Source organism: Allobosea sp. RAF48, assembly GCF_052114025.1.
GTDB lineage: Bacteria > Pseudomonadota > Alphaproteobacteria > Rhizobiales > Beijerinckiaceae > Allobosea.
On record NZ_JBFRDZ010000019.1, the window covers coordinates 40,523 to 52,074 of the forward strand.

7 protein-coding genes and 2 pseudogenes are annotated in these 11,552 nt (G+C 61.7%); all 9 read left to right on the top strand.

Going from position 1 to position 11,552, the window contains the following annotated elements:
• Positions 1-97 precede the first annotated feature (97 nt).
• Entirely contained in the window at positions 98-874 is a 777-nt protein-coding gene (locus AB4Z10_RS26285; protein ID WP_441473350.1) for a sensor histidine kinase, read from the top strand.
• A 365-nt stretch (positions 875-1,239) separates the two neighbouring features.
• Complete coding sequence (locus tag AB4Z10_RS26290) at positions 1,240-2,157, top strand: MBL fold metallo-hydrolase (protein WP_441473351.1); 918 nt, start codon at positions 1,240-1,242, stop codon at positions 2,155-2,157.
• Positions 2,158-3,683: 1,526 nt separating this feature from the next.
• Complete coding sequence (locus AB4Z10_RS26295; protein ID WP_441473352.1) at positions 3,684-4,028, top strand: DUF6634 family protein; 345 nt, start codon at positions 3,684-3,686, stop codon at positions 4,026-4,028.
• Complete coding sequence (locus AB4Z10_RS26300) at positions 4,025-6,028, top strand: AAA family ATPase (protein WP_441473353.1); 2,004 nt, start codon at positions 4,025-4,027, stop codon at positions 6,026-6,028. Before AB4Z10_RS26295 ends, AB4Z10_RS26300 begins: the two co-directional genes overlap by 4 nt.
• A 592-nt stretch (positions 6,029-6,620) precedes the next feature.
• A complete protein-coding gene (locus AB4Z10_RS26305) occupies positions 6,621-7,181 on the top strand; it encodes a hypothetical protein (protein ID WP_441473354.1) in 561 nt (186 codons plus the stop codon).
• Between the two features lie 12 nt (positions 7,182-7,193).
• Complete coding sequence (locus AB4Z10_RS26310; RefSeq protein ID WP_441473355.1) at positions 7,194-9,347, top strand: Mu transposase C-terminal domain-containing protein; 2,154 nt, start codon at positions 7,194-7,196, stop codon at positions 9,345-9,347.
• Between the two features lie 101 nt (positions 9,348-9,448).
• Complete coding sequence (locus AB4Z10_RS26315; protein WP_441473356.1) at positions 9,449-10,468, top strand: ATP-binding protein; 1,020 nt, start codon at positions 9,449-9,451, stop codon at positions 10,466-10,468.
• A gap of 17 nt (positions 10,469-10,485) precedes the next feature.
• A pseudogene (locus AB4Z10_RS26320) lies at positions 10,486-10,878 on the top strand (TniQ family protein); the annotation flags it as partial.
• Positions 10,879-11,326: 448 nt separating this feature from the next.
• Positions 11,327-11,461: pseudogene (locus AB4Z10_RS26325) on the top strand (IS66 family transposase); the annotation flags it as partial.
• Positions 11,462-11,552: the final 91 nt, after the last annotated feature.

Sequence of the window (11,552 nt, forward strand, 5' to 3'; positions counted from 1 at the left end):
CCGGCATAGTTCTAAAATCATTTGCATTCGCCAGAGTGGATCCGCGGAACAGACATCCGTCACCTGGTAAGGCCATGATTAGCATCGGGGGGCCAAGATGAGCACACAGATCCACATCACAGAACCCGGGCAGGAGTCGCGAGGCGCCGCCGATCAGTCGTTGCAGGCGATGGCGCGCCTATTGGCGGTCGCGGGGCATGATCTCAAGCAACCAATTCAGATTGCAATGCTGTCGATCGCCCTAGCGGCCGGAAATAACACCTCGGCACCTGTCGCGAGAAGATTGAAAACTGCACTCGATGCAATGAGGCGGCTCAATTCGGAGCTCGATGACATCGCTCGGCTCTCGCAACTGGGCACGACAATGCCAAGGACAATGCCCGTCGATCTCAACGGCATTCTCTATGAAGTCGAACGCGACTGGCGCGCATACGCGGATGAATGCGGCACGGTCCTTCAGATCGATTCCGTCCCAGTTTGCGTCCAGTCCGATTCAGCAATGCTGAAAACGATCCTGCGCAACCTTGTGGGCAATGCAATCAGACACGCCGGGCCGCGCGGCCATGTCTCGTTATCCTGCAAGCGACGGGGTGGTACGCTTCAGATCGACGTCCAAGACGATGGGAACGGCATCGCGGTTGGTCAACTGTCGCGCATCTTCGACGCTTTCGAGCGTTGCGGCACCACGAGCTCTCACGACGGACTTGGTCTCGGCCTGACCATCGTACGCCAGACAGCCGAAATGTTGCACCACCCGATTTCGGTGCGTTCCGTCGAGAATGAGGGGTCGACCTTTTCTATTGATGTGCCGTTGTTGGATGCCCCGCCCTTCATACCCGATGGATGCCGAGCCGTTCGAAACTGCTCTCGGTGAGAAGACACGTCCGAAGATCGGGCAAGTATCAGTTTTTTTTCGCAGCGGATGGCTCGCGGAAATCGTTAGCTGCACGGGTGTTTATCGTTCAAGCCGCTTCCTCGTCCCTCCCAAACCGACATTCGCTCGTTGGTATAATTCCGTAAAAATTCCAAATGGGTTTTCTAAATAATACAATGACGCCAAATAAATACTAATCCATCATCGACATGATCCTATACGTTTGTTCAATTCGGCCAGACCGTTGTTTAATTTAATTCTTCATGAGAGTCGAATTTAATTAATGAAGCCGCGACCACTTACGGAGGTGGCCCATACGGCTGAATTGACAGGATCAGTAGGAGACTCTCGTGGGACAGCCACAAATGACGAAGGACCTTGATAATTCATCCGGCAAGAGACTGGGTCACGATGACTTGGTTCCGTCGCGCTATGCAGTGCGGGTTGGCGAGATCGACGTGCTAGTGATCAGCGACGGCGTTCTGGAGCCGCCGGCTGAATCAATGGCTACGAATGCCGACCCGGCGACCCGGAACGCCTGGCTCGATCGATCATTCCTGGCGCACGACACATTCGATTGGGCACTGAACGCGGTTGTGGTGCGCAGCGGGAAACAGACCATTCTCATCGACAGCGGAATTGGAGGCGAAGTTCCGGACTTCACGCGGGCCGGGCTATTCGGCCATCGACTTGCGGCCGCCGGCGTCGATCTATCCTCCGTGACCGACGTGGTGCTGACGCACATGCACTTTGACCATGTCGGGGGTCTCCTCGTCGAAGGAGTGAAGGAGCAGCTTCGTCCGGACCTACGAGTCCATGTCTCTGCCGCGGAAGCCAAGTTCTGGGAAGCGCCTGACTTCTCTCGCACTGGCATGCCGCCGGCTCTTGCGGAGATCGCCAGAAATGCGTCGAAACGCTTCCTGGAGGTCTACCAAACTGAGCTGCGGACGTTCGAGCAGGAGCAGCAGGTTGCACCAGGGGTCGTTGTCACTCGCACGGGTGGTCATACCCCGGGGCATAGCGTGGTCCGCATCGTGTCTGGAAACGACCGGCTGATGTTCGGGGGCGACGCCATGTTTCCGGTCTCGTTCGACCATCCCGAGTGGCACAACGGCTTCGAGCACGACCCCGAGGAAGCGACCCGCGTTCGGCTACGCTTGATGCAGGAGCTGGCGACGACCGGCTCCTGGCTGGTGTCCACGCATATGCCGTTCCCATCCGTCGGTCGCGTGGCGGCTGAGGGCAAAGTCTTTCGCTGGGTGCCGGCCTGGTGGGACTACTGAGCGGTCGGTCAGGCGGCACGGGCCTCGCGGCCATGAGAGTTAAATCGCATAAATTCGGAGCCTCCTTCAGAGGTGCCCTGGCTGGAGATTAAGCGAGCGCCAAACGATGCGGCAGCGGGATTGGTTCCCGCTGCCCTTCGTCGGCAACTCTTCGGGCCGGAATTACGGTCAAGTCGATCTCATATAAGCTGTCGCCTCGAATGTGCCATAGCCTTTGCGTTCCACTCGCGCCGGCTGACGAGGGACGAGTTATCTCCCGCAAGCCATGCGGACATGAGAAGCAATGAGATGCACGGAAATGCCCGATCGGTTTTAACGAAGGCAAAAACCGAGAGCTTTCGGAGGCGAGAAGCGTCGACAGGGGTGCGCTGGCACAAGGAAGGTATAGGCACGATCAACGGATCGAAGGCATCATAGCTTCCCGGCTCCGGTGTTCAGGACGCCGTAAGCGCTGCCTAACTCGACGAAGATAACTCCTTCGGCTTCCAACACCCCGAGAACTGCATCGCGCACCCGGGCTTGCGGGCGGCGGACGTCACCTTCGAATTCCGCAAGCGTCTGCCGCCGGATACCCGCGCGGTCGGCAAGCTCCGCCTGCCCCCATCCGAGAAGGCCTCGCGCAGCTATTACCAGTCGGCCGGTAACCATATCGCGCGTTATGATTCGCACATTTTGTTCGAAACCGGCATTGAGCTCTCGTGGCCTCGAGGGCGCTTGATCACCCGACATCATGCCCCTCCTCCGCTGCAACCATTCCAACTCTCCGCGATGGGATTCGCGGATTCTTGAAACCAGCGTCCGATAGGCTTTTCGGACGACGGCGGAGCTTTGCTATGAACGTTATGCTGTCGAGAATAACCGATCCCCCAACGCCTCTTGATACTATCCGAAGGCAACATTGCCTGGATGATATCCTCGATGCCCGACTGATCGCGGATCCCAGGGTCGTCGATTTCCATCGAAGCGCTTCAGAGGATTCAATCCTCTCCTGCGCTGGCGCTCCGCCGGGCTCGACAAGTCGAACTGTCAGGACAGCCCATCGGATTCTCGTCATCGTTGCAATCCCCGACGGGACCACGGGCGCGACGATATCTCGCCGCAGCTCTTACAGCCGCCGAGATATAAAAAACTTACTCATCATCCCAGAACGATACCTCCGGCGGCGCCCTTATGTCGATGGCGCAATGCTTATCGCCGAAAGCGCCGGATGTCCGGTCTCGCCCCTGGCCCGCGTTCTCATATCAAACCACCTGTCAGAATCCGGCGGGAGCTCGGAGCTCGGAGATTGTGCCGCGTACGTGAACGCCGCACGTGATCCCGTTCAGGCGGTCCTTGCCCTGGCCGCAGCCAAGGCGATCGCGATAGACATCAGCCGCCCCATCACGGCTCGGACGCGCGTGCACCTCCCGGCAAGCTGACGTCCTTCCGCGGCGGCCCGCCGTCGGTCCTTCGCCGCGCCCCCCTCCTTCGCCTTTCGATTTTCGCCGTCGGCCCCCCCCCGGGACCGCGCACGATGGAATATGCCCATGCACTACCCGTTTTCAGACCCTCGTCCGGTTCCCGGACTCGATCCCGAGGTCGACCGACTGCGGCGCCTCTTGAACGACCTCGAGCAAATTCAGGCCGGACACCATCCTGGGAAGGGCGACCTATCGAAGGCCCCGACGATCGATAGCTGGTGCATAGCCGAACGCCGCACGATCGCTCTCGCGGGAGTCGTCACTGACCACCCAACAATCCCGAATGGCCGTCCGGTCTGCACATCGGATCTCTGGTTCATTGCCCCCTCGCTCGGGTACGCCCGCACGCTAAGCCGCCTCTACGCGCTTGGAAACCGACATCACCTCTCCGACCGGTGGGATTTCCAATGAGGTCCAACAGCCGAAAAATCGATCGCCGCTCGAGAGATGCCGGCCAAATTCTCGCGCGGATGTTGATCACCAGAGCATTGCGTCGGACAACCCTGCTCCACATGCTGCTCGGTCATCCTGGGATTATTGGACTGCTCGTTCCCCAGACCGATGTCGACGCCTATGTCGCCGCCGCGACTTCGATGCTCACGTCACGCGGCGTCGCCTTCGACGGCGACTTTGAAGTGCTTCACTTCGCTGGGGGCTCTCCTGGGCGCGGCTTCCGAGAACAGGGGGAAGTTTTCAAGGAAGTCCTGCCAAGAGCGGACAGGATTGTAGGGATAGCTTCCGACCCGAAGGATTTCCCGCACGAGTTCAGAGCTTTCGCTGATGCCGTCGTCGAGGTCGATCCTGTCGATGTCCCGACCCTGCGAGGCGTCTTCGCGGCCGTTCTGGGATACGTCCCGCCCGAAACAGATCTTGCTCCGGCCATCGGGGCGCCCCTGCACCTGATTGGCGCGGCGATCAAGAAGGGTCGCAACCAAGCATGGGCCCTGAGACGCTTGCAGCGGTTCAACGCCGCCGCTTCCGCCTCAGACCCTGCTCCAGCGAGCTCCCAACCGGGACCGTCCCTGTCCGACCTCCATGGGTATGGGGAAGCGGCCACATGGGGACATGCCCTTGCAGTCGACATTGCTGATTACCGAGCGGGAACGATCCCTTGGGCTGACATTGACCGAGGCATCATGCTGAGCGGTCCCCCGGGCGTGGGCAAGACGTTCTATGCGCGAGCCTTGGCTCGATTCTGCGGCGTCCCGATCTTTATCCACTCGCGAGCCCAGTGGCAGGCCGAGGGCAACCTCAGCGACTTGCTCAGGGCTATGAGGGCTGCGTTCGCCGAGGCGAAGCGCAATGCGCCCTGTATCCTCTTTTTGGACGAGTTCGACGCGTTCGGAGATCGGCAACAGCTCTCGGGGCAAAACGAACAGTATTGCCGTGAGGTCGTGAACGCACTTTTGGAGTGTCTGGACGGCGGCGACTCGCGCGAAGGCGTGGTCGTCATTGGAGCGACCAATCTGCCACACAAGATCGACCTGGCGCTCCTTCGACCCGGTCGCCTGGATAAGCACATTCGAATTTCGTTGCCCGATGCCACGGCGCGGGTGGGCATCCTCCGTCACCATCTCGGTGAGGCGCTTCCACAGAGCGCACTCCTTCGCATTGCGGAACGGCTTGAAGGGGCAACCGGGGCGACGATCGAGCAACTCGCTCGCGATGCCAGGAGAGCGGCGCGAACGGCCCGACGTGACATCCTCCTGGAAGACGTCGTCGCAAGCCTGCCGGATCGGGTCCGTCTCTCGGACGCCACTTACATCCGCGCATCGGTGCATGAAGCCGGGCATGCGCTTGTTGGCTATCTCCTCAGGGAGGAATGCGGGAGCATTCCGATGGAGGTCCGCCTCTTTCGCGAGTTGCTACCGGATGGATCCGGCGGCCGGACCAATTTCGAACATGACCTCGGCAACGAACGAACCCGCGCCTACTATCGCGCTCAAATGGCGACGTTGCTCGGCGGGATCGCCGCAGAACAGGTCGTTCTTGGTGAGCACGGTGGCGGCGGTGGCGGCGCCGACCAGAGCGATCTTCATGCGGCCACCGTCTTGGCGGCTAGCATGGAGGCGTCGCTCGGCCTGGGTGACAGTTTTACATATCGATCATCCGCACGCCCCGCCGAGATCATGGGGTTGGTTCGCGCGGACCGGAAGCTTCGCCGGCGCATCGACGGCTACCTCGAGACCTCCTTCCACCGCGCCTGGCAGATACTGACCGATCATCAGACGGCCTTGGAGCGGATAGCGAAAGAGCTGCGAAATGTCGGCGGCGTCAGCCTGGAATTCATTGCAGGAACTGTCGAATCCCAATCGGCAAAGACCAATCAGGCGAATTGTTCAAACAAAATAGACCTGCCGTTATCTTCGTCGGCTGAACCGCCTACGGCTGGCCGGGAGTTTCGGAGATGAGATCTTGCGCGGCGCAGATGGGTCTTGTACGCCCCCGATCCCTCGCGACCGGTTCGGCTCGCGAAGGACTCAATCCACGGGGTAACCCAAGGATTCAACCAACCGGCCAGTCCCTCCGGGACGACCCCAGCCAGAGGAGGCTCATAATGTTCGACGCATTCGCTTACGCCTCCGCTATCGGCCGGCACCGCCACGTAACGGCGCTCCTCATATCGGCCTGACGCCCGCGGACCACGTCCGCATCGCCAGCCCGTCCCGGGGAAGGCTCTCGCCTCCAACGGGGAAAATCTCCGGCGCGAACAGCGCGCCGAAACGAGGAGTCGCGCGTCATGAACCCCAAGAAGTCCAAGATCCACCACCCGATCCCGCCGACGCCTAAACCGGCTCCCCCGGCTCCGGCGCGCGCCAACGACGCCGATGGTGGCGTATCCGGTCCGGGCCGGCGCTCCCCGGGAGCAAGCCGACGTCGCCGTCTCGCACGGAGCTCGTTTGGTCCGCGCCGTCGGCGTCCGTCGCTAGCCGTCGCCCGGCAAAGCGCTCCACGGGCTCGTTCCGCGGATCGATCGTCAATCCTCGGACCAACCGCGAGATCGTGTTCGAGAGCACCCTCGAGCGCGACCTGGCCTACATCCTCCCGAACCTTCCGACCGTCGTCGGGGTCCGTGATCAGGTGGGGCCGGTCGAGTACGTCGATGAGGATGGCGTGGTTCACAACCACACCTTCGATTTCGTCGCGGACCACGAGGACGGAACCAGCACGGCGATCGCCGTAAAGCCCGCGCGCCGCGTCGGTCCCAGCGGACTCGAAAAGACGCTGGAGCTGATCAGCGATCAGCAGTCCGGTTTCGCGGATCGGTTCGTGGTGCGCACCGGCGATCACATCACCCGCGATCGTGCAGCCAACGCCCGTCTTCTCCATCGGGCACTGCGCGGTCGGAATGAGGCTGACATCGCCGAAATCCTGGCGGTGACGAACTCCATGCGCGGAGCGGCGGCCATCACTGCCATCCTCGCCAACTCTCGCAACTTCGGACGCGGCTTCATGGCCGTTCTCTGCCTGATTGCGGATGGCGTTCTCGAACACGTCAGCAAGGGCCCGATTTCAATCAGCAGCCTCGTGCGCGTTCGTCGCCGAGCAGCAACCAACCGTTGAAGGAGGATCATCATGAAGAACGCCCTCAGTTCCCCCAATCTTGACCAGCACTCCGGCGCCGCTCGGCACTGGCGGCTGGCAGCGCATGACAAGATCACGATCGACCGTGAGGTCGATTACACGCCGGTCTCGGACGACGAGTCCGGTCACGTCCTGCGTCGCGTCGACAATCCGACCCTCTGCGAATCCTTTACCCATGAGGAATTCGAGGCCATGCGCAAGGAAGGCCGTCTGAGCATCAGCCGCGGCTTCTACCTCGCGACGCAGGCCAAGATTCGGTTGCCTGAAACCGGGACCCGCATCACCGATCTCAGCACCGAAGGCCAGGTCAAGCTCCTCTGGCAGAAGTCGATCTGCGACAAGTTCCTTCGCATGGAGAACGACGGCAAGTCGTCCCGTTCCGACGAGTCGATGAAGGCCGCGATCACGAAGATCGTTGCCGATCTTCTCGGAGCGCACCTGGCCGCGGGTCGTTGCGGCAGCGCGGACGTCACCGTCAAGCGCCCGCCCAGCCCCAGGACCCTGCGCCGTTGGCTGCGCCGCTACGAGGCGGGCGGGTTCAACGCAATGGCTCTCGTCGACGGCTATCATCGTTGCGGCGACAGCATCTCGGCCCGCTTCAGCAGCGTCGAGCGCCGCGCGATGCAGAAATTCGCAAAGCGCTATGCCAGCAACCGCAAGCCTACCAAGGCGGGCCTGCTTCAGGATCTGCATGTCTTCCTGGGCAAGCTGAACGTGCGTCGTTTGAAGCGCGGGATGCGCCCGCTGGCGAAGCCCAGCCGCAAGGCCTTCGAGCACGTTATCAACCAGCTTGATCCCTGGCTCGTCGAAGCCGGTCGCACGTCCCCCGAGGCTGCTCGAAAGAAGTTCTATATCGTCCGCGGCGGTCTGGAGGTCACGCGCCCCTTCGAGCGTCTCGAATTGGACGGTAGCCGGATTCCGCTCCAGGCAATCCTGGAAGATGCGGGCGTTTGGGAAAACCTCAGCCCGGAACAGAAGGTTAAGGTCGGCCGGGGTCGGTATTGGCTCTCGGTGGCTATCGATGCAGCCACGCGTTGCTGCCTCGCGGCCCTGCTGGTGGAGTCCCTTTCGTCGGCCTCAGCCGTCGCGACCCTCGAGATGGCAGTGAACGACAAATCCGCCTATGCAGCGGCGGCCGGATGCCTGACGCCCTGGGACATGCACGCAAACCTTGAGACGGCGAGCCAGGATTCCGGCTCGGAGTTTCTCAGCCACGAATACAACGCGGCGGTCACGGACCTCGGAGCAGAACTGTTCTTCCCGCCCGCAGGCATGCCTCAGATGCGCGGTCGCAACGAGCGCTTTTTCCGCACCCTTAACAAGGGCCTGTTCTCGCGCATCGACGGTCAGACGTTCGAGAACGTGGTGGCGAAGGGTGATTACAACTCTGAAGCCCGAGCGGTACTCGACATCGCGGAGATCGGCCGGATGATCGTCCGGTGGATCGTCGACGTCTATCACAACACCCCCCACAGCGGTCTCGGCGGTCGCACGCCGCGGAATGAGTGGCTGCGCCTCTCCGAGATTTATTCCCTCCTGCCGCCGCCGGATGCCGACGTTAACCGCCATATCTTCGGAACGACGATCGAACGGCGTATCGGCAACCAGGGCGTGCGCGTGCTCGGCCTCCGCTATCAGAGCTTGGAACTTCAGCGCGTTCGCCGTCAGTTCGGTCTGAAGCCGGTCCTGGTCCGGTTAAACCCGGCGGACCTCGGTTACGTTTCTGTTCGCGGCAAGGAAGGCTGGCTTACCGTCCCGTGCCAGCGCTCCGGCTTTGACGGCGTCTCCATGACGCGTTGGCTTGAGGCGGAACGCGTCCTGCGTCGTACCAACGCAGACATGGCGAAGGCGTCCGAGCCTATCGTCCATAAGGCGCTGAGCGACATCCAGGAGATGTCAGATGCCGCCACCAAGCGCGCAGGAATCGCATCGCCGATCCTGACCTCGGAACAGTTCAGCATGCTCGAACGCCGCTTCGAAGGTTTCGACTTCGCGCGCGGATTGGAGAATGGCCCGGCAATTCTCGACGCCGCCGCCGAGGGCGCAGGCGAGACCGAAACGGTCGACATCGAGATCCCGGGCGAGCCTGAGAATACCGTGACAGAGGTTTCCTCCGACGAAGACGAATACGGCGTGGAGGACTGAGCATGGAAGCAACGGCTACCAATTCTGCGGTTCACGAGGACGCTGTCGCCCGCATGCGCCGCCTCCAGTCGGAGCGGCGCGCCAAGGGCGGGGACGTCATGATGAATGTCCTCTCCGCCTATTTCACCACGCCGCGCGATCGGTTGCTCGAGGCCGAACTCGACAATCTGATCGACGCATTTCTGCTCTCCCAGGATGCCCTCGATGGCGATGCAAATCGCCGCGTCGGGCGCCTTCGGGAAGGTCGGGCGCTGACGGTTATCGGAGAGTCCGGCGCCGGAAAGTCGAGGTCGTTGGATCGCCTCTTTCTGAAGCGGGCCGAATTCGCCGGCTACGGCGACCCGAACGGCGACGGCATGCTGATCTCGGTGACCGCCCCCTCACCTTGCACGCTTCGTCTCCTGGGCATGAGCGTGCTGGCGGCGCTCGGCTACGAGACCGCGCGAGAGCTGAAGGAAAACGTCGTCTGGGACCTCGTGCACCATCAGCTCGAGCTTCGGGGTGTTCGCTTCCTGCACATTGACGAACTCCAGCACGTCCTCCAGTCCCGGAACCAGCTCGAAATCACAAAGGTGCAAGACACTCTCAAGGGACTGATGCAGCATCGGCAGTGGCCGGTCTGGTTGATCCTTTCGGGCCGCCCCAATATTGCGGCGATGCTGTCCAGTGACGAGCAAGTTTGGCGCCGCAACCGTAACGTTGTCTTCGAGGACCTTACGCTTGAACGCGATGCGGGGCTCGTGCGTCGACTGATTACCGTCTACGGCATGGAAAAGGGCGGTCTCGATATCGGCAATCTCGCGACCGACGAGTTCATCGCTCGCCTGCTCCATGCTTCGATCCTCAGGTTCGGCATCGCCATCGAACTCATCCAGGATGCGGTCCGCCACGCCCTACTGCTGGAAGCGACCACGCTCGCCGTGGAGCATTTTGCGGCCGCCTATGCCTCGCGAACTGGCTGCCCCCCTGACCGCAACATCTTTCTCGTTGCCCAGGACTGGCACCTGATCGATCCCCGGGAGGGCCTCCAGCGAAAGGATCCGGCCGATATCGTCGTGCCGGACAAGAAGGCGAAGGAAACGAAGAAGACGAAGGCCCCGCGCGATGTGAGGAACAAATGACGCAGCTTCCGATCCAGATGACCGTCGCGCACGGCCACGACGAAACGCCCGCGAGCCTTTGCTCCCGTAACGCACTGCTGGTTGGTCGCTCCGCCCGCGATTTCAGCTTGGATTTGGGGTTCAACTTCCAGCAGGTTGTCGACGGGGATCTCCCGACTCTCGAGACCATGGCCTATCGGTGCCGAGCGGACGCGGGCCGGTTGCTGGCGGCTGCCACCGTCAGGATCGGCGAAAGCAATTACACAATCGGTGATCAGGCCGTGACGCGTGCCACGCTTCGCCGGAGGACCGTTCGCGTATGCCCGCACTGCCTCCTGAGTGATATGGAAACCGGGCGCGGACCGGCGCACACGCGACCTTACGGTCGACTGGTCTGGCAGTTGGAGCCGATCCGCACCTGCGGCGAGCACGGAACCGGCCTGGTGACGGTATCGACAGAGCGGAGCGCCGAGTCTCTGCACGACTTCGCCATGTTGGTTCAGCCCAGCCTGTCGAGCTTCGTTCGCCTGGGAGAGGAAGCTCCTCGGCGTCGCTTGTCCCTTCTCGAAAGCTATCTGACGGAACGCCTTCGGTCGAACGGCACTTCCGATGGACTCTGGCTGTCCTCAGTGCCGTTCTACGCGGCTGCGAACGCTTGTGAGCTTTTCGGCGCCGTCGCCAATCACGGCGTCATGGTCAACACCAAGACGCTGTCGGACGCCGAGTGGCAGGAGGCAGGGAACGCCGGGTACGATATCGTTGCGTCCGGCGAAACCAACACACGAGAAGGCATCCGTAGAGCGGGTAGGTCCGTATTGCAGGACCGAACTTGCCAAATTGGCCCAAGGCGGACATCGAGCATGTCCGCTTCCAGGCAGCCTCTCGCGCTTCCTCGACGACGGCTGCGTCGAAATCGACTCCAACGTGGTCGAGCGCGCAATCCGACCAATCGCGCTCAATCGCAAGAATGCGCTCTTCGCCGGCAGCGACGGCGGCGGCGAGCACTGGGCCGTCTCGCCTCGCTGGTGGCTGTCGTCGCCTGTAAACGAACAGCCGCCACAGAATTCAATGATCTGCCAGCCGGTCGGTCGCTGCCGTTACTTCC